This window comes from Candidatus Symbiopectobacterium sp. NZEC151, from assembly GCF_025962655.1.
Lineage (GTDB): Bacteria > Pseudomonadota > Gammaproteobacteria > Enterobacterales > Enterobacteriaceae > Symbiopectobacterium.
In genome coordinates, this window is sequence record NZ_JAGFPE010000003.1 from 565,207 (window position 1) to 591,814 (window position 26,608).

Genomic DNA, 26,608 nt, shown 5'->3' on the forward strand with positions numbered 1-26,608 from the left:
CATGAGTGAGACAAAATCAATCGCACAACAGTTACAGCCTTATGCCGATCGCCTGCTGGGCACGCTGAACCCACAGCTAATCAGGCACGTGGAGATCACCCGACCGGCCGCAGAGGTGATTCAGGGGTTTTTATCATTGCCGGATCTGACCTCGGTGGTGGCGGACATTCTTGATGAACTGGGCTATGACACGGCGATCCCGGCACAGACGCTACGGCCACTTGCGCCGGGACAACGCATCGTCGGCCCGGCGGTGACAGCGCGTCAGAGCCGCGCCAGACAGTTGCCCGGCTTCACGCTGTCCGCTGGCAACGCGCCGCAAGGCGGCGGTATCGACCAAATCACGCTAACGCAGCCCGGCGATGTGTTCGTGGTTGATGCGGCAGGCAGCAACGATGCCTCCAGCTTTGGCGGCATTCTTGCCACGGCGGCAAAGGCCAAAGGGCTGGCAGGGGTGGTGGTTGACGGTGCCGTGCGCGACAGCGGCAGCATCGTCGAATCGGGGTTGAAAGTCTGGTCACGCAGCGTCACACCGCGCACCGGCAAGCGCCGTCTGGAACTGGTGGCGTTTAACGATGTGGTCAATATCGGCGGCGTTCAGGTCAGGCCCGGCGATCTGATTCTGGCGGATAACGATGGCGTGATTATCGTCCCCAGTGATGTTGCGCAGACCGTGCTGGATCGCGCGCTGCAAGCGGCAGAAAAAGAGAGTCATCTGTTGAAAGCGCTGGAACAGGGCGCATCGGCGCGTGACGCAGCGGGTATTCTGCCCCCCGGCAAGTGGTGATCCCCCGGTATCGCTACAACATCACGCTTAAACAATAAATGATTAAACGAGGTAGACCCATGTCTGCAACGCATAAACGCATACAGGGCGAATTCCTGTCCGGCATCGCGATTGCCCTGCTTGGCGCAGGTGCCATCGCCATTGCCAACACCGAACACACGCTCGGCACCGCCGCCAGAATGGGTGCCGGTTACATGCCGACCATTTTGGGTGCACTGTTGGTACTGCTGGGGGGATTGATTGCCGTGCGTGCCTGGCTATCATCGCCACGTCGCCGCGCCCCCGATGAAGCCGGTTTCACGCTGCGTGCTCCGCTATTGATGCTGGGTGCGGTGATTTTATTTGCCCTGTTGGTCGATCAGTGGGGCATTATTGTTGCCAGCCTGCTGACGGTGATTACCGCCGCAATCGGCAGCCGTGAAGCCAAACTCAAGGAAACGCTGGCGCTGGCGACGGTGCTGGCGTTTTCCGTCCCACTGCTGTTTGTTCAGGTGCTGGGCTTACCGCTTAAGGTATGGCCGCTATGATCCCGGATGTATGGCAGGGGTTGTTCCACGGCCTGTCGATAGCACTGTTACCGAACAACCTGTTCTATTGCTTTTGCGGCGCGCTGTTTGGCACGCTGGTGGGCGTGTTACCCGGCGTCGGGCCGCTGGTCACCATCGCGCTGCTGTTGCCGTTTACTTTCACGCTGGAACCGACCAGTGCCCTGATCATGTTGGCGGGGATTTATTACGGCGCACAATATGGCGGTTCTACCACGTCGATTCTACTGAATATGCCGGGTGAAACCTCCTCGGTGATCACCTGTCTGGACGGGCACGCCATGGCGAAACAGGGCCGTGCCGGTCCCGCATTGGCGATTGCCGCGTTGGGGTCGTTTTTTGCCGGAACCCTGGCGACCTTTGTCATTGGGTTTTTCTCCCCGTCGCTCGCCAGCATGGCCATTCGCTTCGGGCCGGCAGATTATTTCTCGCTGCTGGTGTTAGGCCTCATTGGCGCGGTGGTGCTGGCACAAGGCTCACTGCTAAAAGCCATCACCATGGTAGTGGTTGGACTGCTGCTGGGATTGGTGGGCACCGACATCAACTCCGGTGAATTACGCTTCACCTTTGGTATTCCTGAACTCGCTGACGGCATCGATTTTGTGCCGCTGGCAATGGGGGTTTTTGGCATTGGTGAAATCATCCGCGTGTTAGTACAGCAGGAAAAAAGCGGCGGTACGGTGATTGAACACGGTAAGCTGATGCCAAGCGCGCAGGATATCCGTCAGGCCACTCCTGCCGTTTTACGTGGTTCCTTACTGGGCTCAGTGCTCGGTCTGCTGCCGGGTGGAGGGGCCGCACTCGCCTCTTTCGCCGCCTACACGGTGGAAAAGAAGCTGGCGAAAGACCCTTCCCGCTTCGGCAAGGGGGCTATCGAAGGGGTTGCCGCGCCGGAATCCGCCAATAACGCAGCGGCGCAAACCTCGTTTATTCCGCTGCTCACGCTGGGATTACCGTCAAACGCCATTATGGCCCTGATGGTGGGCGCCATGATGATCCACGGTATTAACCCCGGCCCACGCATTATGCAGAGCGAACCGGACCTGTTTTGGGGCATGGTGGCGAGCATGTGGGTAGGGAACGCGATGCTGCTGGTGCTCAACTTGCCGATGGTCGGCGTGTGGGTCCGTCTGTTAAAAATACCTTATCGCTTGTTTTATCCGGCCATTGTGCTGTTTAGCTGCGTCGGTATTTACAGCGTCTCCAATAATCCGTTCGACCTGTTTTTGGCCGCCCTGTTTGCCTTATTGGGTTATACCCTGGCGATGCTGCGCTTTGAGCTTGCGCCGCTGCTGTTGGGCTTTATTCTCGGACCGATGATGGAGGAGAATTTACGCCGGGCGCTGATCATTTCACGCGGAGATTTCGGTATTTTCGTGCATGAGCCCATTAGCTTAGGGTTATTGATTGCCTCGGGATTACTGCTGTTGATCACGCTGGCACCGATGGTGCGGTTGGGGCGGGATAAAATCTTCGTTGAGTAACAAGGAAAAAGAGGGATGAGATACGGAGCGTGAGTGCAAAACCCACGCTCCGTATTCATTAGCGCTGCAATGATTCATCCAACTGGACGATCAATTCTGGTGAGGGTGAAAGCTGTCCGCGTTCAATCTGATGGATAGCATCAACAATCGCGGCATTCGCCGGAGTAGCAACGCCAACCTGTTGGCCGACCTCAACGATAAGGCCGTTCATATAATCGATTTCAGTGCGCCGCTGGCGGCGGATATCCTGCCCCATCGACGGACGCTGATGTTCACTCTGTGTCCCAAGTTCCACATAAGACAAAAAGTTGGCCTCGGCCTCCGCCAGCGCGTGCACATCACCTTGTGCCGCCTTAACCAATACCTCTGGCGTACTGCGGTTTATGGCATCCAGTGCCAGCCCTTGCGCCAATCCTACCTGTGCCGCTTCTCCTCCTAACCGAATGGCAAAGCGCCGAACCCGTTCATGACGAATCAGATCGTTACCGGTCAGGCCGCTGGCGGCGGCAATCGAATTACGCATCGCATTGATGCTGAGTTTGGTCCAACGGTGGGCGTACAAATCAGGCGTCACCAGCACCGCATCGACAGGCTGCAACAGCTCACCCACACGCTGCAAACGCGACGTGATACCGCCGCCAAACTCACCCACGCGCAGCGTTCCCGGCGCACCGCGCTGGTTACCGCGACGCACCTTGCCCGGTGCATACAGCTCGGCAGCGATGGTAATGACAATGCCCAGCGTATTCTCCTTGCCGGCAACCGACGCCACGCGCGCGTCGTTGATACAATTCTGCGCGGAGGCAATCACCCCCTCGGGCCGGATAAAGGGGCGGATAAACTGGGTGGCCCACAGCGTATCGTAAGACTTGAGCGCCACCAGCCCAATATCAAACGGTGGCTCCAGGTGCAGGCGCTGCGCGTCGCCAAGGTGAAGAATGTTTAACGGCACGGTGAAATGCTCTTCCGGCGTCAGTCCTTCCAACGACACGCCGTCACGCCGGATCGCCTCGACATTTTCGGCCCAGGGGTCGATAAGCGTGACCTGACGCCCGGCGCGAGTCAGATAGGCGCCAAGATAGCTGCCAATCGCCCCCGCACCGATAATTAAAATACGTTCAGACATGATGAGTCTCTTCCTGTTAGCGTGGCAACGCCCCCGCCTGATAAGCGTAGGAAAACATCAGCGCATCAAGGGCGTGGGCAAGGCTTAGCGGAATGAAAGGAAAGGTTCCGGATTGGGTTGGACGCCAAGCCCGCTGTTGATGCGGTTACTGAAGTTGAAATAGGCGGCGATAGCGACCACTTCGATAATCTCCTGCTCCGTGACGCCGCTGGCGCGCAGCGGTGCCAAATCGCGCTCTTCCACGGTTTCCGGCGCTTCCGTCAATTTCTGCACATAGTCAGCAATCGCCCGCTCACGTGGGGTTAATTCCGCGTCACGGTAGTTCACTTCAATGCCGCCAACCCAGAGCGCATCACCGGTGATCTGCCGCAGTTTCGCCGCGTGCCCCCAAACGCAAGGACGGCAACGGTTTTGTACGCTCACCACCAGCGCAATCAATTCGCGCTCTTTACCGTTCAATCCTCCTTCGTATTCCACGGTCAGCGCGCGGCTTAGCGCATCCTGAGCCAGCAGCGCCGCAGGGAATTGTCCCAATACCGCCTGCATATTGCGGATAAAACCGCGTGTCTCGATGGAGTCCTCGAATAACTTTTCTGTCTCTTGCGTCGTTGTCGTATTTTTAAGTTTTAACCAAGAGATATTCTTTGTTTTCACGTTCTTGATGGACATAACGGGTGTTTCCTTTATGGGTTTAGCGATACTGGTGTTTACAGAATACGGTCTACATCACGATGCCATTATTTTATTAATACTTAATAAAATATAATGAATCGTTAGTTTTGTTGTTTGCATTCAAATAAGAAAACATAATTAAAGCAGACAATCCAGCGCTATTTATATTGCCACTCTCGGACTATTTATAGCTAAAAAATGAAATAGACACCAAGGGCATTCTCCGTATGATTATTTGGATTAGTGATTAATCAGGACACACTGACTGAAATGATGCGTTATCTATTTCGCCGGCTTGCACAGGTCAGTATTGTCGCCGGATTAGTGATATTGGGTAATTTTATTTTACTCAGATCGGTACCGGGAGATTTGGCGGATGTTATTGCCGGAGAATCCGGTGCAGCAACGCCTGAATATATGGAGATGTTGCGCGCGCAATTCGGTCTCGACCGCTCCGGTTTTGAACAGCTGACCACCTATTTTTCTCAAATAGCCCATTTCGATCTGGGATTTTCGTTTCGCTATAACCTGCCGGTACAAACATTAATTCTGGAGCGACTGCCCGCCACGCTGCTGCTGCTGGGCAGCAGTCTGCTGTTTTCTGTGATAGTTGGCGTGATCCTCGGGTGTTTTGCCGCACGCTATCGCCATGGCCTTTTCGATCAGGGCGTTACGCTGTTTTCCGCCGTGGTGTTTGCCATACCCGTGTTCTGGTTCGGCTTGATGGGCATTGTGCTGTTCGCGGTACATTTCCGTTGGCTGCCCATCGGCGGCATGGTCACGGTAGGTGCCACGCCTGGAGCATTCGGTGTGGCAGGCGATGTCGCCTGGCATCTGATTATGCCCGCCATCGCATTGGGTTTATCGCATTTAGCGCTGTATGCCCGGGTGACACGCGCCTCAATGCTGGAAGTGTACCCGCTCGATTTTGTGCGCACTGCGCGGGCGAAAGGCATCAGCGAGACGGCAGTCACCCTGCGCCACATTTTGCGCAACTCACTGTTGCCGGTGGTCACCCTTACCGGTTTACAGCTCGGCTCGTTGCTTGGCGGTGCCGTGGTGGTCGAAACCGTCTTCTCCTGGCCGGGTATGGGGAGACTGGCTTTCGAGGCGGTGTCCGATCGCGATATCAATCTGTTGCTCAGCCTGTTCCTCTGCAACTCGTTGTTGGTGGTGTTGAGCAGCCTGCTGATTGATATTCTGTACGGCGTGCTCGATCCGCGCATTGGATTGGCGTCATGAAAATCCGCCCTGACGTTCATCTCAATGCCTATCTGCGCATCGGGCTCTACCTGTTAGCAGCGCTGTTGGTTATCGCTGCCTGCGCCGGACTGCTGTTCCCCGGCGATCCCCAGTCGATGGTGGGGCCGCGCACGCTGTGGCCACTGCAAAATACGCAATTTCCGTTAGGCACCGATCAGCTCGGGCGCGACGTGGCCGCGCAATTGGCACACGGTGCCCGTGTGTCATTAGCCATTGGTCTCGGTGCTGCGCTGATTGCCACGGTGATTGGCGTCAGCGTCGGTGCTACCGCCGGTTATCTCGGCGGGTGGTATGACGATGTGCTGATCCGCATTTGCGAATACTTCCAAACCATCCCGACCTTTCTGTTTTCAATGGTGCTGGTCGCGCTGCTCTCCCCGTCGTTGGGCAGCGTGGCGCTGGCAATCGGCCTTACGTCATGGACCGAAATTGCGCGTCTGACCCGTGCCGAAGTGTTCAAAATCCGTCACGCCGATTATGTACTGGCCGCCGAAACCATGGGCATCGGCCATCTCGGCATCGTGCGTCAGCACATCCTTCCGAACAGTGCCGCGCCGGTCATTGTGATGATTTCCGTGGTGATCGCCCACGCCATTCTGGTCGAAGCCGCGCTCGCGTTTCTCGGTCTGGGCGATCCTAATACCGTGTCGTGGGGCGCGATGATTCGCAACGCCAGACCGTTACTGAGAACCGCCTGGTATCTCATCGCGCTGCCGGGGCTGGCTATTTTTATCACCGTCATGAGCTTTACGTTGTTAAGCAACGGCCTTACGGATCTGCTCAATCCACATAAAGGGAATCCGCATAAGGGGGCCACAAAATGACCGCACCGCTGCTTCAGGTTCAGGATCTCAGGGTTGCGTTTTCGGCCCGCCATGCCGTGCCGCAACGCGTGGTGCACGGCATCTCTTTCGATCTTTTCGCGGGTCAAACGCTGGCGCTGGTGGGGGAATCAGGCTGTGGTAAAAGCGTGACCGGACTGACGCTGATGGGATTATTACCCGAGGCACACAGCACCGGGCATGTCCTGCTGGGTGGTACCGATATTTTACATACCACACCGCGCCAGCGCCGTCAGCGCGGCGGCCCGGCATTGGCTATGGTATTTCAAGACCCGATGAGCGCGTTGAATCCGGTGTTGACCATTGGCAGTCAGTTGATTGAGGCGATCCTTGCCGCCAGCTCACTTTCCCAGCGCGAGGCCAAGATGCGCGCACTCGATCTGCTGCTGCAAGTGCGAATTCCAGAACCCGAACGCCGTTTTAACGACTATCCGCACAAGCTCTCTGGCGGGATGCGCCAGCGGGTGGTCATCGCACTGGCACTGGCGGCGCGTCCGGCAGTGTTGATTGCCGATGAGCCGACCACCGCACTGGATGTCACCATTCAGGCCCAGATACTGCAACTGCTGGTCAGCCTTAAAGACGAACTGGACATGTCTCTGCTGCTGATTACCCACGATCTGGGCGTGATCGCCGAAACCGCCGATCGCGTCGCCGTGATGCGCCACGGCGTCATCGTGGAAGAGCAGGATGTATTTTCCTTTTTTGATGGCCCACGCCATCCCTATAGCCGCCAGTTGCTGTTGGCACGCCCTCAGCCGCGTGCCCGTCATGGCACCAGGCCGCGCCTGCACAGCGTCAATGATGCCCGCAGCAGCGAGGAGGCCGCGTAATGTTACAGGTGCAAGATTTACAGGTGACCTACCCCACCCCACAAGGCAAGGCCTATGCGGTCAACGGCATCAACCTTGAGGTTGCGGCGGGCGAAACGGTCGGTATTGTCGGTGAATCTGGCTGTGGCAAATCCTCATTGGCGCTCGCCGTGATGCGGCTGTTGGAACCGAGTGCCGGGCGCGTTGTGATCGGTGGCGTGGACGTAACCTCGCTCCCGAAACGAAAGCTGCGCCCGTTGCGTCAGCGCATTCAGATGGTGTTCCAGGATCCGGCAGCATCCCTCGATCCGCGTTTCACGGTGGGGCAACTGATTGGCGAGCCGTTAACGCTGACGGAAAAACACCGGGCTACGCGCAATAAACGCGTGCTGGCGTTGATGGATGACGTCGGGTTACCCGTTGCGCTGTTCGACCGTTTCCCACATCAGCTTTCCGGCGGTCAGCGTCAGCGGGTCGCCATTGCTCGCGCCATCGCGCCTCGCCCAGACATTATCGTACTGGATGAACCGGTCTCCGCACTGGACGTCTCGTTGCAGGCGCAGGTATTGAATTTGCTGGTGGATTTGCAGCAGCAGTACCGGATGGCGTACCTGTTTGTCAGCCATGATATCGGCGTGGTGCAGCATATGGCGGACCGAATCGCCGTGATGTATTTGGGGCGCATTGTGGAAATAGCACCTTATGCCGACATCATGGAATCGCCGCAGCATCCCTACACCCAGGCACTGCTCCAGGCTATCCCGGTGATGGACCCACGCCGTTCACGTATTGCCGATAAACAGATACTCACTGGGGATGTCCCCAGTCCGCTCTCTATCCCCAGCGGGTGCGCGTTCCATACCCGCTGCCGTTTTGCTACCGATCGCTGTCGCCGCAGCGTACCACCCTTGCATTCCGTCGGTTCGGATTCTCTCGTTGCTTGTCATTTATCCGCACCGTCAACGGAAAGCCCGTTCAACTAACAGCCCGTGAAGTCACAACAATAAAAGCCTTAACCACACATTACACACCAGTAAGGGGAAATCTCATGCCTAAGTACATTCGTTTTCTAAAGTACATCCATGTTCTAAAGGATATTCGTTTTCCGACAAGCCTGTTGATAGGGACTCTGCTGTTGGGCGGCAGTCTGGCCTACGCCGCTGAACCGGTGCGCGGTGGCACACTGATCGCGGTCATCAATCCGGCACCGAGCGTGCTGAGCAGTGCCATCAACAACCACTTTTCGGTTAACGCGGTATCGCCCAATGTGTTCGATGGTCTGCTTTCTTACGACAAAGACATGAACCCGCAGCCGAGCCTGGCGCTGAGTTGGGAAACCGCCGCAGACGGTCTCTCGGTGCGCTTCAACTTGCGCCCCAACGTAAAATGGCACGATGGCGAACCCTTCACCTCACAGGATATTCGCTACAGCGCGTTGGAACTGTGGAAAAAACTGCACCCGCGCGGACGCACCACCTTTGCCAATCTGGTGGATGTAGAAACGCCCGACCCGCTGACGGCGATATTCAAACTGTCTCAACCGTCACCGATCTTGCTCAGCGCACTGAGTGCGGCAGAATCGCAGGTATTGCCTGCGCATCTGTATCAGGGCAGCGATCCACTGAAAAACCCCCACAATATTGCGCCGATCGGTACCGGCCCATTCCGCTTTGTGAGCTGGCGTCGGGGTGAATTCATCGAGTTGGCGCGCAATGAAAACTATTGGGATCAGGGCAAGCCCTATCTCGATAAACTGATTTTCCGCCTGATCCCAGACGATGCGTCACGAGCCGCCGCGTTTGAAACCGGAGAGGTAAAATACGGACCGTTCGATCCGGTTCCACTGGCCGATATCGCCCGATTGAAAAAAAATCCGACGCTGAAAATTACCAGCGAAGGCTATAACTGGCTCTCCCCGTTCTTTACCTTCGAATTCAACACGCAAGACCCGATTCTGCGGCAGGTCAACGTGCGGCAGGCGCTGGCTTACGCGATTGACCGTCAGGGATTGATCGACAGTGCGTGGTACGGCATTGGTAAAGTGGCTACCAGCCCTATTCCGCATTATCAAAAATATTTCACCAATGATGTTCCGCATTACCCCTTCGATGCCAAGAAAGCGGAACAACTGCTGGATGCGGCAGGCTACCCGCGCGGTGCCAACGGTGAGCGCTTCTCGCTGTTTTTCGACTATGAGGGAAACAATGAATCCTTGCAGAATACCGCGGAGTTTTTGCGCCAGAACCTGAAACAGGTCGGCGTGACGCTAAAACTGCGCACGCAGGACACCCCAAGCTACTACCGTCGGATTTACACCGATTATGATTTCCAAACCCGTGCCGGGCAGTTCTCCGCGCTGATCGATCCGGCCATGGGGCTATACCGCCTGTACGGCACCGACTCCATTGTGAAAGGCGTGCCCAACACCAACGGGGCGCGTTATTCCAACCCGACGCTGGATGCGATTATCAAAACCACGCAAACCGACACCAACCCCGCGAACCGCCTGAAAGCGTTCCATGAATGGCAACGCATTGCGATGACGGATTTGCCTAACCTGCCGCTGTTCGAGTTACAGCGTCAGACCGTTTACAGCTCGCACCTGCACGGCATCAGCAACACGCCAGACCAAACCTTCAGTTCGCTGAAAAATGTCTGGCTGGATAAGGAGGGCCAGTAATGGCACCCCACATTGCGGTTGTCGGTGCTGGCGCAGTAGGCGGATTCATTGGCGCGCGACTGGCTGCCGCAGGAGAAAACGTGACGCTCATCGACCGTTGGCGAGAACACGTAGACACCACGCGCCGCGACGGCCTGCGCATTGACGGTGCCGTACCGCTGGATAACGCCATCGTGCCGGTGCGTATTCTGGCCGACGACGAGATTGACAGCCTGCGAGCGCTGCCGCCGCTCGATATCGTCTTCATCAGCGTGAAATCCTATGACACACGCTGGGCCGCCGAGTTGGTGTTGCCCTATCTTCACGCGGATGCCGTGGTTGTCTCGGCACAAAATGGCTGCAACGAGGCGACGCTTGCCGAGATTGTCGGCGCGTCGCGAACGGCCGGGTTGATCGCCGCGCGCATCGGCGTGGAACTCTCGGCTCCGGGGGTGATTCGCCGCCGCGTGATCCATGGCAGCCCCGGAATTGATGTGTTTCGCCTCGGGGAACTGGACGGGCAGCGCAGCGCGCGTATCGAAACGTTGGCAACGCTGCTGCGGCAGGTGGATTCCGTCGCGGTGATTGATAATCTGGCCGGTGAGCGCTGGTCGAAACTGGCAGTCAATGCGATGCGCAACGGCGTTTCTGCGGCAACGGGATTGACCATTGACGCGTTGGACAGTCACCCGCAACTGCGGCGTTTTTCCATCGAGGTGGCGAGCGAGGCGGTGCGCGTCGGGCAACGGTTAGGCTATTCACTGACCGCGCTCGGTGCCATTCCCGCCGCGTTGTTTGCCGCCGCCGCAGACGGCAGTGCGGCAGCGTTCTCGGAGATCGAACAGCGCCTGATCGATGCGGCGCAGCGCGGCGCGGCCGGGCAACGACCGTCCATGGGGCAAGATATTGTGAAGGGCCGGCGCACGGAAATCGATGAGATCTACGGTCTGGTTATTCAACGTGCCGCAGAACTGGACATCCCGGTGCCAGCCAACCAAACCGTGTATGACCGGGTGCGGGCTATTGAAAAAGGCACGCTCACGCCCGCACCGGAAAATCTGTTAAACACCAAACAGTAACGGTTATTCACTCAACGCATCAGGCTGGCGGTGACGGGTGGTTGACTCGCTCACCGCCACCGGCAAGGTCGCCAGCCAACCGGACACTTCCTCAAGACTGAGCACATCGGCATAGCGCGCATTGAGATCCAGCAAGGTGAAATCCAGCAACGACTGGCTGCGATCGCCAATCACTTCACGCGGCAACATCACATGAAACCCCATCTGGAACGCTTCAATCGCCGTGGCACGAATACTGCCGCTGGCGGTCACGCCGCCCAGAATCAGGGTGTCGATACCTTGTTGCTTCAGCCATGCCGCCAAATCATGACCATAAAAATCGGACACATAGCAGGTGGAATGATTACGCTCAAAGGGCGCATCGCCCAGCGCTTCATCAATGCAGTTCAGGTAGGCATCTTCGGTCAACGTGGTAATAAACGGGTATTTTTTACCCCACAGCCAGGAAAAAGGATGCTCTGGCCGATACACCGTGCGGGTGAACACCGTCGGTAACCCACGCTGTGCCGCCATGCTCAGTAATCGATGTAGCCCCGCTTTATCAAACGGGGTATCAATGGCCAGCGTCGAGCCGGAGTCCATGTAGGCGTAGGTCACATCCCGCACCAAAATCGCCGCTTTGGAGCCAAAGCCTATTTTGTGGGCAAAACCGGTCTGAGAGAAAACGCGCTGAATCTCGTCGGCAAGGTAACGGCGCTGACCGCCGGGGGTGTAAACCACCTTCAGCCCATAGGTTTTGACTTCTCCGTTATCTTCCAGCCGACGCAGCGTGCTGGCGGAGATACCCAGCATTTTAGCCGCATCAGAAACCGTCAATAATTTATCGTACATTACATAGTGTCCCATTGACCGGAAAAGCGAGCTGTAGACAAAACCGGTGCTTCCTGCACGTGCGATCGCGAGCAGCCTTCTGATGAGAAGGCGCAGACTGATGACAAAGTCACTTTACTCCTCGTCATCCTCGGCGAAAGCCGGGGATCTCTGTGAGAATAAACGCGTTTCTTCTGTCAGAGATTCCCGCCTTCGCGGGAATGACCGCAGTGGCGGGAATGACTGTTTCAGGTAGTAATCTGTTATGCCTGACAGAGTGGCGGCAGGCAAGCATGCCAGTCCGTTATCTGCTGGTAAAGCATCCCCAAATCCACCAGCGCCTGTTCATTGCCGTGACGGGCAACCCACTGCATCCCGATTGGCAAGCCGGTTGCAGAAATGCCCACCGGCAGCGCCAAGGTTGGCACACCCGCGTTGGTAAACGGCATATTGTAAGCGGGAGACCCGGTCGCCGCCAGACCGTGCGGAGCTAATGTCGGCGTGGCAGGCGTCATCAGCATATCCACATCATCGAACAAGGCTGCGAACTCATGGCGATAACGGGCACGCACCTGCTGCGCCTGTATATACGCCTGCGCAGAGATGGCGAGGCCTTGTTGCAGAAATTCCTGCAAATAGGCGCCGAACAGCGTAGGCGTCTGCAAAAATGTGTCGCGATGATAGGCAGCGCATTCGGCCTGCATCACTATATGGTGCGCACGGCAGGCATCGTCGAAACTGTCTGGTAACGTGATCCGTTTAAGCTTCACGCCCCGCCCCGCTAAGGCATCCATTGCCTGCAAACAGGCCGCACCAATTTCAACATCCCCCCCGGCATAGTAGGGGTGCTCGACGATCCCCACCGTGTAATCGTGTTTCTCGCGCAGTTGCAACGGGGTATAGGGTAATGACAGCGTGGTGTCATCACGCGGATCCGGGCCAGAGAGCGCATTAAACACCAGCGCCGCATCTTCCACCGTATGGGTGAAGGCTCCTACATGATCCAGCGACCAACTGGCGGGAATCACCCCCGCCTTGCTGATGCGCCCATAGGTGGCCTTCAACACCGTCACGCCGTTAAATGCCGCCGGGCGAGACAACGAGCCCGCCGTTTGCGTGCCCAATGCCATCAGCGCCATACGCGCACCAACGGCAGCAGCAGAACCGCTGCTTGAACCACCGGGCGTATGCGCCGGGTTCCAGGCATTACCGGTCTTGGGCGGCGTTCCCAGATTGGCAAACTCGGTGGTGGTCAGTTTCCCCAGTAGCAAAGCCCCCATGCCATCGAGTTTATCGATCACGCTGGCGTTTTCACTGGAGATATTGCCCTCCAACACCTTGGAGCCGCCTTCCGTCGGCAAACCGCGCGTGTGGAAGATATCCTTGGCACCGTAAGGGATGCCAAACAGTGCAGGCTTGCAGGCGATGGCCCCCATGTGTTGGTCCAGTTCCAGGGCGCGCTGGCGCGCCCCTTCCTTATCAAGATAGCGCCACGCCTTGATGTCGCCGTCGCGTTGCTCGATACGCGCCAGAAAATGGCTCAGCAACTCGCTCGGAGAAACTTTGCGCGCGGCCAGTTGCCGCCGGGTAGCGGCAATGGTGGCAAAGGGCGAGGTATCCAACATGGTTTTCATACCCAATATAGCGTTCATGCCTTGATGTCCTTGTTATGGCTTGGCAGCAAACTGACCGTCAACGATTTGCGTATAAGGCATATCCTGCGTGATGTTGCCGACAAATTTCTGAATATCAATCGCCGTGGTGAAGGCTTCTGGCGAAATAACGGCGTTGGCCGGATAGACGTTGCTGTCAATCATTCGCTGCACCGCCGCATCCACCACGCTACCTTCCAATGCCGCGAACTCCTGACGTGCCACCTGTTTGGCAACATCGGGGTTCTGATGAATAAACGCCAGAGATTCGTTGATGGTTTTCACGAAGCGCGCCACCAGTTGCGGGTTATCAGCAATCATTTTCTCTGAGGTGTTGATGGTAGAGAACGCGTACTCCGGATAGTCACGGGTGAAATCGTAAATCACTTTCAGCCCTTGCCCTACCCCCTGATCCGCCTGCGGTTCATACACCACGGCGGCATCCGCACGGCCCGCTAACAGTGGCCCCAGTTCCGAACCGTTTTGCACTTCGTTAATCGCCACATCCGTCTTCGGGTTTAGCCCTGTCTGACCCAGCAGGCGCAGCAACAGCGTGTTAGAGGTTCCCGGCGCCAGCCCCACCACCACTCGTTTGCCTTTCAAATCCGCCGGTGAGGTGAATTTGAAATCGGGTTTAGCCACAATCCATACTGGCGCACTGTTAGCCACCGCGCTCACCGCCTTGGCCTTACCGCCCTTTTGCTGGGCGAACCCGACGTGCTCCGGACCGTGTACGGAGAACTGCGCTTCACCGGACAATACTGCCGCCAGCGCGGTCGGGCCTGAGCCCGCCGAACGAATCGACGTCACGTCTATCTGATTTTTTTCGAAAAAACCTTGGTGTTTGGCAACATATACCGGTAAGTACAACAAAGAGTGGAACGCCTCCGTCACCAGCACGCGATCGGGCTTGGCATCAGCCGCTGACGCATTGACAGAACCTGCTGTAAACAGCGCCGCGCACACCCATGCAACGATTTTATTCATCTCACTTTCCTTCTTAACCAGTTAAGGAACAACGGAACGGATACCACTAGCGATGTGTATTCTGGCGCTCCCAGGGCAGAAGCCAGCGTTGCAGTTGAACCACCACCAGATAGAGCACAATGGCGACCAGCAGCAGCGTAAAGACACCGACCCACACCACATTGAGATTGAAAAGATTGCCTGCGACGAAAATCATTTTCCCCAGACCATAATCGGAAGAGATGAACTCACCGCCGATGTTAGCAATCAGGGCAAAACCGATGTTCAGTCGGAAAGCGGCGATAATCCACGGCAGGGTCGACGGCACCACCACCTTACGGAAAATCTGGTTGCGATTGGCCCCGAGGGAGCGCATCAGGTTGACCTGACTATCATCAATCTGGTGCGTGCCCTGCCACGCGGAGAGCAGCGCCACGACATAGGTGGCGATAAAGGCCAACGCTATTTTGGAAAACAGCCCGGAGCCGAACCAAATGATGATGATGGGTGCCAGAGCAATCTTCGGCAGGCTGTTGAGCGCGATGAAAAACGGGTCGAGAATGCGCGCCAGCGTCGGGGTATGCCACAGCAACAGCCCGGAAAATGAACCGAGCAAGCTGCCCAGCACAAACCCGGTCACAGTGGCATACACCGTGACGTAGGTGTTCTGAAACAGTTCACCGTTACCCACCAGGCGTAAAAATTCCTGCCAAATCCCTGCCGGAGAGCCCATTAAGAACGCATTGACCACGCCAGTGTTTACCCCGAACTGCCACAGCGCCACAATGCTGGCAATCAGCAAGGCGCGCCAGCCATTGTCACGCAGTAGCGACAACCAGCGCTTTCTGCGCTGACTTCCCTGACGTGAACGACCCGAGGCCGTTTTATCAGCAACCACGGCAGACTTATTCATGCATGATCCCCCAGTTGGATATCCATATCAGCCCAGATCGCATCGAAGAAGGATTGGAACTCGGGATCTTTGCGCGCACCCATGGCGGAACCGTGCCGCTTGGCGAGGCCAATATCGTAGGTTTTCTTGTTCCAGGTCGGCCGCTGTGACATCACGGCAATGCGATCGGACATGGCAATGGCTTCACCAATATCATGGGTGATCAACACCACGGTTTTGCCGTATTCGTTGAGGATCGTCAGGATCTCCTCTTCCAACACCAGCCGGGTTTGGTAGTCCAGTGCCGAGAAAGGCTCATCGAGCAGAATGATGTCAGGATCGATAACCAGCGTGCGGATCAACGCCGCGCGTTGACGCATCCCCCCCGACAGCGTGGCGGGATAGGCGTGAGCGAAATCGCCCAACCCATACTTATCGAGGTAGGTCATGGCTCGCTCGTGGCGTTCCTTCTTCGGCATCTCGCTGATTTCCAGCCCGAGACAGACGTTATCCAGAATGGTGCGCCACGGGAACAGCAGGTCTTTTTGCAACATGTAACCCACTCGCCCTTTGCCGGGCATGGCGTAGTACGGGTCGAACACCTGAATTTCGCCCGCTGTCGGAGGCAGTAGCCCGGCGATAATGTTAAACATGGTGGTTTTGCCGCAGCCGCTCGGCCCGACAATGCTGATAAATTCCTGGTGATAAATATCAAGGGAAATGTCTTTGATAACGTCGACTGCGTTATCGTCGTGATCCAAAAACTGTTTTTTTACGCCTTTCATGGCAATCGCCACCGCGGGAGCGGCAGGATCGCCTGAAGGCATTTTTTCTCTTGCAGGTGAAAGGGTCATCATACACTCCTGACTAACGGCGTTTCCGACTGCTAAAAACGCGAAGCCGGATAACAAGGATGTCGATTGCGCGCACTTCACCGTGCAATAACTTGTCAAACTTGTCTAATACGACAAACTTATCAAACTTGTCATTTCTTCCATAAACTTGACATCAACCCGCACCAACTGGCGAGTACACTGCCGGTTTCTCCCTTTCAGGCATAAAAAAAGCGTCTGCCTGAAAGGCAGACGCTTGATGTTTCATAGGGATGCTATCAGGCGGTTAAGCCATCTCGCTTACGTTCGGCCACCAACACCACCCCTTTTCGCGATTCGTTAGGGGCAAGGCTCCAGATATCGCTTTCAGGAATACTACGGCCATCGTATCGAATCCGTTCACCGTCGTAGGGCCAGAAAGCATGTTGTTCGGAATCGAAGACAAACACGTCGATACCAACCTCTTTCCGTGCCATACGCGACCATAACGCCTTTCCTCCAGGAAATTGCACGTTATCGCTCACCAGCACAATGCCATCATTGATGAGCGCCTTATACATAGCGCTGGCAACATTGGCATTTCGTTCACGCTTGGTGACGATGACACCTTCTACTTGTGCGTAAGGAGGCAACACAGGTTGCAGATTCTCGTAATAACCAATGACAGCCAAGATTGTTTCGGTTTCGTCATCGCTATTACGGGATTTCAAATCAATCTTTGCGACAACAACATGCCGTAAATCACCATTAACGTCATCAGGTTCACCGTATATCGCGACGGCATGGTGTTGCTCATTGTGGATATAGATATCCACGGCTCGACCATTGACCCCTGTTTCGCCAATTTTTCGGTATTCCCGCGCCACCGTGGCGGGGCTATATGACATTGGAATAACCGCCATATCAAAACTCCCGCTATCATTTAGGATTGGAGACATTGTAAGCATAGCCTGTTGCACATGATTGGAACCTATAATACCAAACATCATGTGCGTTTATTAGCCAATTTACGCCATACCCCCTTTCAAATGACGCCCAGCGCGAGCAACCTCAATAACCGACGGTAAAGCGCGATTTCAGGTGGTTGCCCTGCTCCAGTTCATCCACCAGCGCGACGGAAAAGTCACCCGCCGAAATGGCGCTGTTGCCCGCCTCATCGAACAGCAGGGTATCTTTGCCCAAACGGAAGTGCCCGGTGCGCGGCCCCGGCGTAAACAGCGCGGAAGGAGACAGGAACGACCATGACAGCTCATCGTGCTGGCGCAGCGCAGCAAGGAACTCAGCGCCTCGCGTGGCTTCCGGGCGATAGGCATCGGGGAAGTCTGGGGTATCCAGCAAGCGGGTACCCGCCACTTCGAGCGAACCGGCACCGCCCACCACCAGATAGCGCTTCACGCCTGACTGGCTGACAGCTTCAATCAGTTGCGACGGTTCGACCGCCTGGAAGCGCACCGCACTGATCGCGGCATCGTGACCACCCAGCGCGGCACTTAGCGCATCACGATCGCTGACATCTAACGCCAGCGGCGTCACGGCGTCTTGCGGTGGGATGGCGGCTATATTACGCGCAATCGCCGTTACCTGATGGCCACGCGCCACCAACTCTTTCAGAATCTCGCTACCGGCCATGCCGGTTGCACCAATCAGGGCAACTTTCATCGTGTTCTCCGTCATCAGATCGTTTCACCAAGCTCATCGGTTGAGCTTGCCACTGACCGTAGTGTAAGACATCGCGGAAACAAGATAAGGCCTGATATTCGAGCAGCACTGTTGCATTATTCGTGCAAATATCAGGAAATGGCGCGCGGATGCAACTAGATTGGTACGGAAAAGGGAGCAATTCCGAGGCATCCCGGCAACCTATCAAACGCATAGCGCCGGAATGATCGACCGCTGAAGGCGTATCAGTTGAACGCCTGATTGAGCAGAATGGAGGTAATCACGCCCGTTGCCACCGCAATCAGCACGTAATTACCGTCGATATGGCGCCACTGGTGGCCTGGTGGAGGGCTGGGCAGGCCATAGCCGCGCCAGTCACGCACCCAGTAGCGATCGCCGCGGTACGGTCCAGGGATCGGATGCCCGGCACGAAAATCATAGCCGCGCCAGCGGAAGTGATCGCGCCTGTCTTCATAGCGCCCCCAACCGCCTCTTGGGCCATTGTCCCAGCGCGGACCGTGGCCTCGTCCGCGATCCCAACCGGGCCCACCTTCGCCGCGCGGGCCGCCATTCCAGTGACTTCCCCCTTCACCTCTCGGGCCATCAGGGCCGTGCGCATAAGCAAAAGAAGCGGAGAGTGGACCGAGAACCAGAGCGGTCATGACGAGCGTCAGAATGGTTTTGCGCATATGCGTATCCTCAAGATAACGACGGTAACCGCCGTTGCCGCTACTATCTGCCTTCGCCTCACGCGCGAATATCTCCTGTATTCCTAATTACACGGCCCCTGACGCGACTTTACATTGCTTAACGCTTTCCTCACTCAAAGCCCGATAGCAATGGCAAAAAGCACGGCTAAAACGCAGAAATCAACATCTGGGCTATATTCATTTCAGTTCTAAATCATCGTCGAATGTGATTTAGAACCTTATGGCTTACGTCGTAGATTATTTAGCATCGAACGTGACTTACCCTAAATAATTCGAGTTGCGGGACAAAACGTTTACGTTTTGAACAGCGCTTGCGCTGGCCCTTTAGGGCGAGACTCATTTATGAGTCTCGTAACGCGGCAAGTGAGTGAACCCCGATGAGCTTACTCAGGTAAGTGATTCGGGTGAGCGAGCGCAGCCAACGCACCGGCAACTTGAAGTATGACGGGTATATGACGTTCTCCACTACATAATAGGTAAACGCAATGAAAACACTGGCTTTGGCAGCATTCACCGGTGCACTGTTGATGGCGGGTACCGCCGCGCAGGCACAAGACGATCTCAGCGCCATCAAGGCCGCGGGCGTACTCAAAATCGGTACGGAAGGCACCTACGCGCCTTACTCTTTCCATGATAAATCAGGAAAACTTCAGGGCTTCGATGTGGATATCGGCCGTGCGGTTGCTGAAAAACTGGGGGTAAAAGCCGAGTTTGTGGAAGGCCGTTGGGACGGTTTGATTGCCGGTGTGGACGCCAAGCGCTATGACGCGGTAATTAACCAGGTGGGTATCACTCAAGAGCGTCAGGCCAAATTTGATTTCTCCAAACCCTATATCGACTCCAAAGCGGTACTGGTGGTGCGTAGCGACAACGATACCATCAAAAGCTTTGCTGACCTGAAAGGCCGCAAATCGGCACAAAGCCTGACCAGCAATTTCTCCAAACTGGCCAGCAGTCACGGCGCTGAAATTGTTCCCACCGACGGTTTCAACCAATCGCTGGAACTGGTACTCAGCGGACGGGCGGAAGCAACGTTGAATGACAACCTGTCATACCTGGACTTTAAAAAACAGAAGCCGGATGCCAAGGTCAAAGTGGCAGCAACCGCCACCGAAGGTGACCCGTCCGGTATTCTGGTACGCAAAAACCAGCCGGAACTGGTGGCCGCGCTGAACAAAGCGCTGGATGAAATCAAAGCGGACGGTACCTATAAGACGATAGCAGTGCGATACTTTGGGGAAGATGTTTCCCAATAATCGTCGCGTTCGAGGTCACTATTGATGCCGCCATGGCTACAACTCATGGCAGACTCCTTCTGGAGTCTGCTTTCTGCTGGGTTACAGTTTACCGTTCCGCTCGCCATTCTCTCTTTTGTGCTCGGGTTAGCACTGGGCATTCTGGTGGCGCTGATCCGTCTCTATGGACCCAAGCCGCTGAAATGGGTGGCGGATTTTTACGTGTGGGTGATTCGCGGCACGCCGTTGCTGGTGCAGCTGTTTTTAATTTTCTACGGGCTGCCTAATGCGGGCATCACGCTGGATGCCTTTCCGGCGGCGCTGATTGGCTTCACGCTCAATGTGGGTGCTTACAGTTCTGAGATCGTGCGCGGAGCGATCCTTTCCGTGGCGAAAGGCCAGTGGAATGCCGCGGCGTCGCTGGGCATGAATCGACGCCAAACGCTGCGCTGGGTGATTATTCCACAGTCGATTTTTGTCTCGATACCGCCGCTCTCCAATACCTTTATTTCGCTGATCAAAGACACCTCGCTCGCCGCCGTCATCACGGTGCCGGAGATGTTTCTGGCCGCACAGCGTATCGTTTCCGTCACCTACGAACCGTTGATCCTTTATGTGGAAGCCGCGCTGATCTATTTGCTGTTCAGCACGGTGCTGAGCAAGCTGCAAACCCGGCTCGAAACCTACTATCAACGCCACATTCCCCACTGATTTCGCCTTCCTGCCTCGTCTTGGGGCAGGTGGCTTTTCCCCGCGCATTTCCTTCACCTGAAACGGGGCGCTTTGCACTCCAATAGCGCATCTTTTGCAGCAAAGTGCCATTTAAGTGCACCCTGACCGAATAAACCTTATCGCCGCTCAGCAATTTTTCTATTTTCTTGTTATTTATCATCAAAATAAATTATTGGCATCGGTTTTGCTTAACCCTGTCACGGCACGCTACCGTCTGACAAAACAACGGTGCCGACAGACAGGAATGGTGCAGCCGGATGGCTGCTACCGCACAGCAACACACAACGACTGAGCTACATAGGATAATTATGAAAAGAATGCTACTTTCCACGCTGGTTGCCGGCGCATCCCTCTTCGCTGCCATCAATCAAGCTCACGCGGGTGCAACATTGGATGCCATTCAGAAAAAAGGGTTTGTTCAGTGTGGTATCAGTGACGGCTTGCCGGGCTTCTCCTATGCGGATGCCAGCGGGAAATATTCCGGTATCGACGTAGACGTGTGCCGCGGCGTCGCTGCCGCCGTGTTTGGCGATGCCAACAAAGTGAAATACACCCCGCTGACCGCCAAAGAGCGTTTCACTGCACTGCAATCCGGTGAAGTTGATATTCTGTCGCGCAATACCACCTGGACCTCTTCCCGTGACGCCGGGATGGGCATGCTGTTTACTGGCGTGACTTATTACGATGGCATCGGCTTCCTGACCCACAATAAAGCGGGCCTGACCAGCGCGAAAGAGCTGGATGGCGCTACCGTCTGTATTCAGGCCGGTACCGATACCGAACTGAACGTGGCGGATTACTTCAAAACCCACAACATGAAATACACCCCGGTCACCTTCGACCGCTCTGACGAAAGCGCCAAGGCGCTGGAATCCGGCCGCTGCGATACCCTGGCGTCCGACCAGTCACAACTGTACGCACTGCGTATCAAGCTGAGCAAACCGGCTGAATTTATCGTATTACCGGAAGTTATCTCCAAAGAACCGCTGGGACCGGTGGTACGTCGCGGTGATGAAGAGTGGTTCTCGATTGTACGTTGGACCCTGTTCGCCATGCTGAATGCGGAAGAAATGGGTGTGACCTCGAAGAACGTTGACGCGCTGGCCGCCAAGCCGACCACCCCAGACATGTCTCACCTGCTGGGTCACGAAGGCAACTACGGCAAAGATCTGAAACTGCCCGCCGATTGGGCCTTCAAAATCATCAAGCAAGTTGGTAACTACGGTGAAATCTTCGAACGCAACGTTGGTATGGACAGCGAGTTGAAAATCAAGCGTGGCCTGAATGAGTTGTGGAACAAAGGCGGTATCCAGTACGCACCTGCGGTACGTTAATCGCTAACAGAAAACGGGTGCCGCGCCCGGGTGCGGCACCTCTGTGTTCCCGCTTTTTCCGTGTTCCTGCTATTGAGGCACTCGCATGCAACAACGCCCAACCGTGAAACGTGATTTTTCACTATCAAATCCAGCGGTGCGCGCCTGGCTGTATCAACTTCTCGTCATCGTTATTGTGATTGCCGTGGCGGGTTATCTGTTGCACAACACCGTCACCAATCTGGCCCAGCGTGGTATTACCTCCGGCTTCGCGTTTCTGAACAACAGCGCGGGCTTCGGTATTGTTCAGCACCTTATCGACTACCAGCAGGGCGATACCTATGCCCGCGTGTTTCTGGTCGGGCTGCTCAACACGCTGCTGGTTTCAGCACTGTGTATTGTTTTCGCTTCGGTGCTGGGCTTTATGCTCGGGCTGGCGCGGCTCTCGGATAACTGGCTGTTACGCAAACTGTCCACGGTTTATATCGAAACGTTTCGTAATATCCCGCCGATTTTGCAGATCTTCTTCTGGTATTTTGCCGTACTGCGTAACCTGCCGGGCCCGCGCCAGGCGCTTAACACGCTCGATATTGCGTTCCTGAGTAACCGCGGTTTATACCTTCCCGCCGGAGAGTTTGGTCCCGGCGCGCTGGGCGCGTTCTTCGCGTTGCTCATCCCGTTGGTGGTCGGCATTGTACTGTATCGGCGCAATAAACAGATTCAGGCGCTGACGGGGCAATATCACCGCACCTGGCCTATCGTTCTGGCACTGTGGGTGGTTCTGCTTGGCGTGAGCCATGGGCTGTTTGGCCCTGCCCTGCACTGGGATATCCCGCAGTTGAAAGGCTTTAACTTCCAGGGTGGCATGGTACTGATCCCGGAACTGGCGGCGTTGACGCTGGCATTGTCGGTCTACACCTCCGCGTTTATCGCAGAGATCATCCGTTCCGGCATTCAATCAGTGTCATACGGGCAACATGAAGCGGCTCGCTCTCTGGGGCTGCCCAATCCGATCACGCTGCGTAAGGTGATTTTGCCGCAGGCGCTGCGCGTTATCATCCCGCCGTTGACCAGCCAATATCTGAATATCGTGAAGAACTCATCGCTCGCTGCCGCGATTGGTTATCCGGATATGGTTTCCCTGTTTGCCGGTACCGTGCTCAACCAGACCGGTCAGGCGATTGAAACCATTGCTATTACCATGTCGGTGTACCTGATTATCAGTCTGATCATCTCCCTGCTGATGAACCTGTATAACCGCAAAATCGCGCTCGTGGAACGCTAGAGGCCGCTATGACGACATTGTCACAACCACAACCACACCGTCAGGCTCCGCTGTTTGCGCTGTGGCACTGGGCCAAAAAGAACCTGTTCTCCAGCGTCCCAAACAGCCTGCTGACGTTGTTCTGCTTCTGGCTGCTGTGGAACATTCTGCCTCCGCTATTGAATTGGACGCTGCTTCAGGCGAACTGGGTCGGTGAAACCCGCGCTGACTGCACCCGCGATGGTGCCTGCTGGGTGTTTATTCAGGCACGCTTCGGCCACTTCATGTACGGACTGTATCCGGCAGAAGAGATCTGGCGCATTAACTTTGCGCTGGTTTTGGGCTTACTCAGTATCCTGCCGATGTTCTGGCGTCGTATGCCGCGTCGTGGGCGCTATATCGCAATCTGGGCGGTGTGCTACCCGTTATTGGCCTGGTGGCTGCTGTACGGTGGATTCGGCGGGCTGACGCGCGTAGAAACGCGCCAATGGGGTGGACTGACGCTAACCCTGATCATCGCAGCGATAGGTATCGCAGGCGCATTGCCGTTGGGGATTCTGCTGGCGTTAGGAAGACGTTCAACCCTGCCCGTGGTGCGTATCCTGTGCGTGGTGTTTATCGAATTCTGGCGCGGCGTGCCGCTGATCACCGTGTTATTTATGTCCTCGGTAATGCTGCCGCTGTTTCTCACCGAAGGCACCAGCATCGATAAACTGCTGCGCGCACTGGTCGGCGTCATTCTGTTCCAGTCAGCCTATGTGGCAGAAGTGGTCAGAGGCGGACTTCAGGCATTGCCGAAAGGGCAGTATGAAGCGTCTGCCGCGTTAGGGCTGGGCTACTGGCGTATGCAGGGGCTGGTTATCCTGCCTCAGGCGCTAAAGCTGGTCATTCCCGGTCTGGTGAATACCATCATCGCGCTGTTCAAGGACACCAGTCTGGTCATCATCATCGGCCTGTTCGATCTGTTCAGCAGTATCCAGCAGGCGACCGTTGATCCGACCTGGCTGGGGATGTCGACCGAAGGCTATGTTTTTGCCGCCATGATCTATTGGATCTTCTGTTTCAGCATGTCGCGCTACAGCCAGCATCTGGAAAAACGTTTTAACACCGGACACAAGTCGCATTGAGGCTCTTATGAAGCAGAACGCATTAACATCTGATAACTATATGATCACACTGGACAATGTGAACAAGTGGTATGGCCAATTCCACGTTCTGAAAAACATCAACCTGCACGTGAAGCAGGGGGAGCGCATTGTGCTGTGCGGGCCGTCGGGCTCTGGAAAATCGACCACGATTCGCTGCATCAACCACCTGGAAGAACATCAGCAAGGCAAAATCATGGTTGATGGCACCGAATTGGACGGGGATCTGCGCAATATCGAGAAGATCCGCGCCGAAGTGGGGATGGTGTTTCAGCACTTTAACCTGTTTCCACACCTGACCGTGCTGCAAAACTGCACGCTGGCACCTAGCTGGGTGCGTCATATGCCGAAGAAAGAAGCGGAAGAACTGGCGATGCATTATCTGGAACGCGTGCGTATTGCCGCACACGCACACAAGTTCCCAGGCCAGCTTTCCGGTGGTCAGCAGCAGCGCGTGGCGATTGCCCGCTCTCTGTGCATGAAGCCGAAAATCATGCTGTTCGATGAACCCACCTCAGCGCTCGATCCGGAAATGGTGAAGGAAGTGCTGGATACCATGCTCGGGTTGGCGCAAGACGGCATGACCATGCTGTGCGTAACGCATGAAATGGGCTTTGCCAAAACGGTGGCTGACCGGGTGATCTTTATGGATCAGGGAGAAATTGTGGAACAGGCTGCGCCGGAAGAATTCTTCAGCAATCCGCGTTCAGAACGTACACGCACCTTCCTGTCGCAGATCCTGCACTAATTGATGTAACGGCCCGCGTCAGGCGTGGGCCGTTTACCGAACAAACGCTATTTAAAGGTTGATACCCGCATCGGGATATCCCACGCGCCCCCATTGCGGATGTAACGACAGCGCCCGGTCCAACTTTTGGCACTGTACACAAAGGCTTTGCCATTCCATTGCCACGATTTGGTGGACCAGCAATCCCCCACGCTACGCCCGCGCATAATCCATACAATGGCACCGTTCTGGTAGTCGTTGGCCATCATACCTACGTCAATCAGCTGCGCGGGGCGCTTCATCAGGGTATCCACCAACCAGAATTTGGAACCCCCGTTATAGGCAGCCATCCAGCAAGGCGCGATGACCAAGGACTGCGTTTTATTCAAGCGAGCAATCTGCCAAGGCAGGTGGTCACTGTTAAGCTGGTCGTCGGTGCAGTCAAAAGCATCATCCCCTACCAGGGTTTTCATCAGCGCTGGTTTGAACCGGGCTAATTCCTGTGCGGTCATGTCGCGCGCCGCCTGGTCTTTGACGGGCGCTTTGATAATCACCGGTGCGGCAATCGGAGCTTTAACGTTGGAATCATCCTTTTTGCCGGTTTTATAGATCGCGCCACGCGTACCCATTCGCCCCTGAACCCGGTCCATTTGCAGCATTACAGCGCTGGAACCTGCATTGGAAAGGGGATACTCGGCCAGCTTATCCTTAAATACAATCGGCTTGTCACGACGCAGCGCACGAAGAAAAGCAGCATACTGCGTCGCATTCATACGCCAACTGATTTTTTTTCTATCAGCGACCTGCAACACCCCCAGTACGCGCCCAGCAATGATCAATTGGGGCGTTCCGCGCATCGCCAATACGTCATCGTGGCCCAGCCCATCGCTCAGCATCACCTGATTATCCACCGGCGTGCCAGCGCCAGCTTTACGCGTTAATAAGACGCTAACGCCAAATGTCACACTGTCGGGAGAATAGCCCGACACACGACAAGTCAGCGTGTTATCACACACCAGATCCCATTCTTTATGGGTGAAATACACGGAATCATAGTTGGCGACAGCGGAGAATATCGTAAGAAACAGGGCAAAAAACAGGCCAGCAGAGAGCCCCTGCCGAGACGTGGCGCGAAGTCGATAAGCAGCATCCATTACTGGAATTCCTTTCCTAAGCATGAATATAGATTTAAACCAAACAAAAAAACCCTCCGTCTTTCGACGGAAGGTTTTTTGTCTATCTGGCAGGGGCGGAGAGACTCGAACTCCCAACACCCGGTTTTGGAGACCGGTGCTCTACCAATTGAACTACGCCCCTAAATAGGGTGGCGGAACGGACGGGACTCGAACCCGCGACCCCCTGCGTGACAGGCAGGTATTCTAACCGACTGAACTACCGCTC

The 26,608-nt window shown here is 55.8% G+C and carries 26 protein-coding genes and 1 tRNA gene; 15 read left to right on the top strand and 12 right to left on the bottom strand.

From position 1 onward, the window contains the following. The first annotated feature begins 1 nt into the window (after position 1). Genes J5067_RS13330 through J5067_RS13340 form a run of 3 tightly spaced genes read left to right on the top strand, consistent with a single transcriptional unit; the run spans position 2 to position 2,816 of the window. Entirely contained in the window at positions 2–787 is a 786-nt protein-coding gene (locus J5067_RS13330; RefSeq protein ID WP_264651298.1) for an RraA family protein, read from the top strand. Between the two features lie 59 nt (positions 788–846). Continuing rightward, positions 847–1,314 (top strand): tripartite tricarboxylate transporter TctB family protein, encoded by a 468-nt coding sequence (locus tag J5067_RS13335; protein WP_264643812.1) that lies wholly within the window; start codon positions 847–849, stop codon positions 1,312–1,314. Beyond that, positions 1,311–2,816 (top strand): tripartite tricarboxylate transporter permease, encoded by a 1,506-nt coding sequence (locus J5067_RS13340; protein ID WP_264643811.1) that lies wholly within the window; start codon positions 1,311–1,313, stop codon positions 2,814–2,816. The genes J5067_RS13335 and J5067_RS13340 overlap by 4 nt, the downstream gene beginning before the upstream one ends. Positions 2,817–2,874: 58 nt before the next feature. Here J5067_RS13340 and J5067_RS13345 read toward each other — a convergent pair whose 3' ends face one another. Together J5067_RS13345 and J5067_RS13350 are read right to left on the bottom strand one after the other, a co-directional pair. Then, the gene (locus J5067_RS13345; protein ID WP_264651299.1) at positions 2,875–3,942 is read right to left on the bottom strand and encodes a ketopantoate reductase family protein; all 1,068 of its coding nucleotides are present in this window, start codon (positions 3,940–3,942) and stop codon (positions 2,875–2,877) included. An 84-nt stretch (positions 3,943–4,026) separates the two neighbouring features. Next, positions 4,027–4,611 (bottom strand): peroxidase-related enzyme, encoded by a 585-nt coding sequence (locus J5067_RS13350; protein ID WP_264643809.1) that lies wholly within the window; start codon positions 4,609–4,611, stop codon positions 4,027–4,029. Positions 4,612–4,884: 273 nt separating this feature from the next. Here J5067_RS13350 and J5067_RS13355 point away from each other — a divergent pair, with 273 nt between their 5' ends. From J5067_RS13355 to J5067_RS13380, 6 genes are all read left to right on the top strand, one after another. After that, complete coding sequence (locus J5067_RS13355) at positions 4,885–5,856, top strand: ABC transporter permease (protein ID WP_264651300.1); 972 nt, start codon at positions 4,885–4,887, stop codon at positions 5,854–5,856. Then, entirely contained in the window at positions 5,853–6,701 is an 849-nt protein-coding gene (locus J5067_RS13360) for an ABC transporter permease (RefSeq protein ID WP_264651301.1), read from the top strand. Before J5067_RS13355 ends, J5067_RS13360 begins: the two co-directional genes overlap by 4 nt. Next, a complete protein-coding gene (locus J5067_RS13365; RefSeq protein WP_264651302.1) occupies positions 6,698–7,552 on the top strand; it encodes an ABC transporter ATP-binding protein in 855 nt (284 codons plus the stop codon). Before J5067_RS13360 ends, J5067_RS13365 begins: the two co-directional genes overlap by 4 nt. After that, positions 7,552–8,514, top strand: coding sequence for an ABC transporter ATP-binding protein (locus J5067_RS13370; protein WP_264651303.1), 963 nt, complete (start codon positions 7,552–7,554; stop codon positions 8,512–8,514). The genes J5067_RS13365 and J5067_RS13370 overlap by 1 nt, the downstream gene beginning before the upstream one ends. A 65-nt stretch (positions 8,515–8,579) precedes the next feature. Then, on the top strand, positions 8,580–10,211 hold the full coding sequence (locus J5067_RS13375) for an ABC transporter substrate-binding protein (RefSeq protein WP_264643804.1): 1,632 nt from the start codon (positions 8,580–8,582) through the stop codon (positions 10,209–10,211). Continuing rightward, positions 10,211–11,269 carry a ketopantoate reductase family protein gene (locus tag J5067_RS13380; RefSeq protein WP_264651304.1) on the top strand — a complete coding sequence of 353 codons (1,059 nt, stop codon included), beginning with the start codon at positions 10,211–10,213 and terminating at the stop codon, positions 11,267–11,269. The genes J5067_RS13375 and J5067_RS13380 overlap by 1 nt, the downstream gene beginning before the upstream one ends. Positions 11,270–11,272: 3 nt before the next feature. On the opposite strand, the gene J5067_RS13385 is transcribed toward J5067_RS13380, so the two are convergent. From J5067_RS13385 to J5067_RS13420, 8 genes are all read right to left on the bottom strand, one after another. Next, positions 11,273–12,100: an isochorismatase family protein gene (locus tag J5067_RS13385; RefSeq protein ID WP_264651305.1), complete on the bottom strand. Its 828-nt coding sequence runs from the start codon at positions 12,098–12,100 to the stop codon at positions 11,273–11,275. A 242-nt stretch (positions 12,101–12,342) separates the two neighbouring features. Next, positions 12,343–13,731 carry an amidase gene (locus J5067_RS13390; protein WP_264651306.1) on the bottom strand — a complete coding sequence of 463 codons (1,389 nt, stop codon included), beginning with the start codon at positions 13,729–13,731 and terminating at the stop codon, positions 12,343–12,345. 15 nt (positions 13,732–13,746) lie between these two features. Continuing rightward, positions 13,747–14,718, bottom strand: coding sequence for an ABC transporter substrate-binding protein (locus J5067_RS13395; protein WP_264651307.1), 972 nt, complete (start codon positions 14,716–14,718; stop codon positions 13,747–13,749). 46 nt (positions 14,719–14,764) lie between these two features. Continuing rightward, positions 14,765–15,610, bottom strand: a complete 846-nt coding sequence (locus J5067_RS13400; protein ID WP_264651308.1) for an ABC transporter permease — start codon at positions 15,608–15,610, stop codon at positions 14,765–14,767. After that, positions 15,607–16,446: an ABC transporter ATP-binding protein gene (locus J5067_RS13405; protein ID WP_252120383.1), complete on the bottom strand. Its 840-nt coding sequence runs from the start codon at positions 16,444–16,446 to the stop codon at positions 15,607–15,609. Before J5067_RS13405 ends, J5067_RS13400 begins: the two co-directional genes overlap by 4 nt. A gap of 254 nt (positions 16,447–16,700) precedes the next feature. Next, on the bottom strand, positions 16,701–17,324 hold the full coding sequence (locus J5067_RS13410) for a hypothetical protein (RefSeq protein ID WP_264628651.1): 624 nt from the start codon (positions 17,322–17,324) through the stop codon (positions 16,701–16,703). A gap of 148 nt (positions 17,325–17,472) precedes the next feature. Beyond that, positions 17,473–18,081: an NAD(P)-dependent oxidoreductase gene (locus tag J5067_RS13415; RefSeq protein WP_264651309.1), complete on the bottom strand. Its 609-nt coding sequence runs from the start codon at positions 18,079–18,081 to the stop codon at positions 17,473–17,475. A gap of 245 nt (positions 18,082–18,326) precedes the next feature. Next, on the bottom strand, positions 18,327–18,770 hold the full coding sequence (locus J5067_RS13420; protein WP_264651310.1) for an RcnB family protein: 444 nt from the start codon (positions 18,768–18,770) through the stop codon (positions 18,327–18,329). 506 nt (positions 18,771–19,276) lie between these two features. On the opposite strand from J5067_RS13420, the gene J5067_RS13425 reads away from it, so the two are divergent. The 6 genes from J5067_RS13425 to J5067_RS13450 all read left to right on the top strand — a co-directional run bounded on the left by J5067_RS13425 (position 19,277) and on the right by J5067_RS13450 (position 25,228). Next, the gene (locus tag J5067_RS13425) at positions 19,277–20,047 is read left to right on the top strand and encodes an amino acid ABC transporter substrate-binding protein (RefSeq protein WP_264643796.1); all 771 of its coding nucleotides are present in this window, start codon (positions 19,277–19,279) and stop codon (positions 20,045–20,047) included. Positions 20,048–20,071: 24 nt separating this feature from the next. Then, positions 20,072–20,737, top strand: coding sequence for an amino acid ABC transporter permease (locus tag J5067_RS13430; RefSeq protein ID WP_264643795.1), 666 nt, complete (start codon positions 20,072–20,074; stop codon positions 20,735–20,737). 329 nt (positions 20,738–21,066) lie between these two features. Further along, positions 21,067–22,092, top strand: a complete 1,026-nt coding sequence (locus J5067_RS13435) for an amino acid ABC transporter substrate-binding protein (protein WP_264643794.1) — start codon at positions 21,067–21,069, stop codon at positions 22,090–22,092. An 85-nt stretch (positions 22,093–22,177) separates the two neighbouring features. Beyond that, positions 22,178–23,356, top strand: a complete 1,179-nt coding sequence (locus J5067_RS13440; RefSeq protein ID WP_264651311.1) for an amino acid ABC transporter permease — start codon at positions 22,178–22,180, stop codon at positions 23,354–23,356. Between the two features lie 8 nt (positions 23,357–23,364). Then, the gene (locus J5067_RS13445) at positions 23,365–24,462 is read left to right on the top strand and encodes an amino acid ABC transporter permease (protein WP_264651312.1); all 1,098 of its coding nucleotides are present in this window, start codon (positions 23,365–23,367) and stop codon (positions 24,460–24,462) included. Positions 24,463–24,469: 7 nt separating this feature from the next. Beyond that, positions 24,470–25,228 carry an amino acid ABC transporter ATP-binding protein gene (locus J5067_RS13450; RefSeq protein ID WP_264651313.1) on the top strand — a complete coding sequence of 253 codons (759 nt, stop codon included), beginning with the start codon at positions 24,470–24,472 and terminating at the stop codon, positions 25,226–25,228. A 47-nt stretch (positions 25,229–25,275) separates the two neighbouring features. On the opposite strand, the gene J5067_RS13455 is transcribed toward J5067_RS13450, so the two are convergent. Together J5067_RS13455 and J5067_RS13460 are read right to left on the bottom strand one after the other, a co-directional pair. Next, complete coding sequence (locus J5067_RS13455) at positions 25,276–26,361, bottom strand: DUF1176 domain-containing protein (RefSeq protein ID WP_264628431.1); 1,086 nt, start codon at positions 26,359–26,361, stop codon at positions 25,276–25,278. Positions 26,362–26,448: 87 nt separating this feature from the next. Then, positions 26,449–26,524: transfer RNA gene (locus J5067_RS13460), tRNA-Trp, on the bottom strand. Positions 26,525–26,608 lie beyond the last annotated feature (84 nt).

Coding starts and splice junctions, on each gene's coding strand:
- J5067_RS13330 (WP_264651298.1), top strand. CDS start 2: ATGAGTGAGACAAAATCAATCGCACAACAGTTACAGCCTTATGCCGAT.
- J5067_RS13335 (WP_264643812.1), top strand. CDS start 847: ATGTCTGCAACGCATAAACGCATACAGGGCGAATTCCTGTCCGGCATC.
- J5067_RS13340 (WP_264643811.1), top strand. CDS start 1,311: ATGATCCCGGATGTATGGCAGGGGTTGTTCCACGGCCTGTCGATAGCA.
- J5067_RS13345 (WP_264651299.1), bottom strand. CDS start 3,942: ATGTCTGAACGTATTTTAATTATCGGTGCGGGGGCGATTGGCAGCTAT.
- J5067_RS13350 (WP_264643809.1), bottom strand. CDS start 4,611: ATGTCCATCAAGAACGTGAAAACAAAGAATATCTCTTGGTTAAAACTT.
- J5067_RS13355 (WP_264651300.1), top strand. CDS start 4,885: ATGATGCGTTATCTATTTCGCCGGCTTGCACAGGTCAGTATTGTCGCC.
- J5067_RS13360 (WP_264651301.1), top strand. CDS start 5,853: ATGAAAATCCGCCCTGACGTTCATCTCAATGCCTATCTGCGCATCGGG.
- J5067_RS13365 (WP_264651302.1), top strand. CDS start 6,698: ATGACCGCACCGCTGCTTCAGGTTCAGGATCTCAGGGTTGCGTTTTCG.
- J5067_RS13370 (WP_264651303.1), top strand. CDS start 7,552: ATGTTACAGGTGCAAGATTTACAGGTGACCTACCCCACCCCACAAGGC.
- J5067_RS13375 (WP_264643804.1), top strand. CDS start 8,580: ATGCCTAAGTACATTCGTTTTCTAAAGTACATCCATGTTCTAAAGGAT.
- J5067_RS13380 (WP_264651304.1), top strand. CDS start 10,211: ATGGCACCCCACATTGCGGTTGTCGGTGCTGGCGCAGTAGGCGGATTC.
- J5067_RS13385 (WP_264651305.1), bottom strand. CDS start 12,100: ATGTACGATAAATTATTGACGGTTTCTGATGCGGCTAAAATGCTGGGT.
- J5067_RS13390 (WP_264651306.1), bottom strand. CDS start 13,731: ATGAACGCTATATTGGGTATGAAAACCATGTTGGATACCTCGCCCTTT.
- J5067_RS13395 (WP_264651307.1), bottom strand. CDS start 14,718: ATGAATAAAATCGTTGCATGGGTGTGCGCGGCGCTGTTTACAGCAGGT.
- J5067_RS13400 (WP_264651308.1), bottom strand. CDS start 15,610: ATGAATAAGTCTGCCGTGGTTGCTGATAAAACGGCCTCGGGTCGTTCA.
- J5067_RS13405 (WP_252120383.1), bottom strand. CDS start 16,446: ATGATGACCCTTTCACCTGCAAGAGAAAAAATGCCTTCAGGCGATCCT.
- J5067_RS13410 (WP_264628651.1), bottom strand. CDS start 17,324: ATGGCGGTTATTCCAATGTCATATAGCCCCGCCACGGTGGCGCGGGAA.
- J5067_RS13415 (WP_264651309.1), bottom strand. CDS start 18,081: ATGAAAGTTGCCCTGATTGGTGCAACCGGCATGGCCGGTAGCGAGATT.
- J5067_RS13420 (WP_264651310.1), bottom strand. CDS start 18,770: ATGCGCAAAACCATTCTGACGCTCGTCATGACCGCTCTGGTTCTCGGT.
- J5067_RS13425 (WP_264643796.1), top strand. CDS start 19,277: ATGAAAACACTGGCTTTGGCAGCATTCACCGGTGCACTGTTGATGGCG.
- J5067_RS13430 (WP_264643795.1), top strand. CDS start 20,072: ATGCCGCCATGGCTACAACTCATGGCAGACTCCTTCTGGAGTCTGCTT.
- J5067_RS13435 (WP_264643794.1), top strand. CDS start 21,067: ATGAAAAGAATGCTACTTTCCACGCTGGTTGCCGGCGCATCCCTCTTC.
- J5067_RS13440 (WP_264651311.1), top strand. CDS start 22,178: ATGCAACAACGCCCAACCGTGAAACGTGATTTTTCACTATCAAATCCA.
- J5067_RS13445 (WP_264651312.1), top strand. CDS start 23,365: ATGACGACATTGTCACAACCACAACCACACCGTCAGGCTCCGCTGTTT.
- J5067_RS13450 (WP_264651313.1), top strand. CDS start 24,470: ATGAAGCAGAACGCATTAACATCTGATAACTATATGATCACACTGGAC.
- J5067_RS13455 (WP_264628431.1), bottom strand. CDS start 26,361: ATGGATGCTGCTTATCGACTTCGCGCCACGTCTCGGCAGGGGCTCTCT.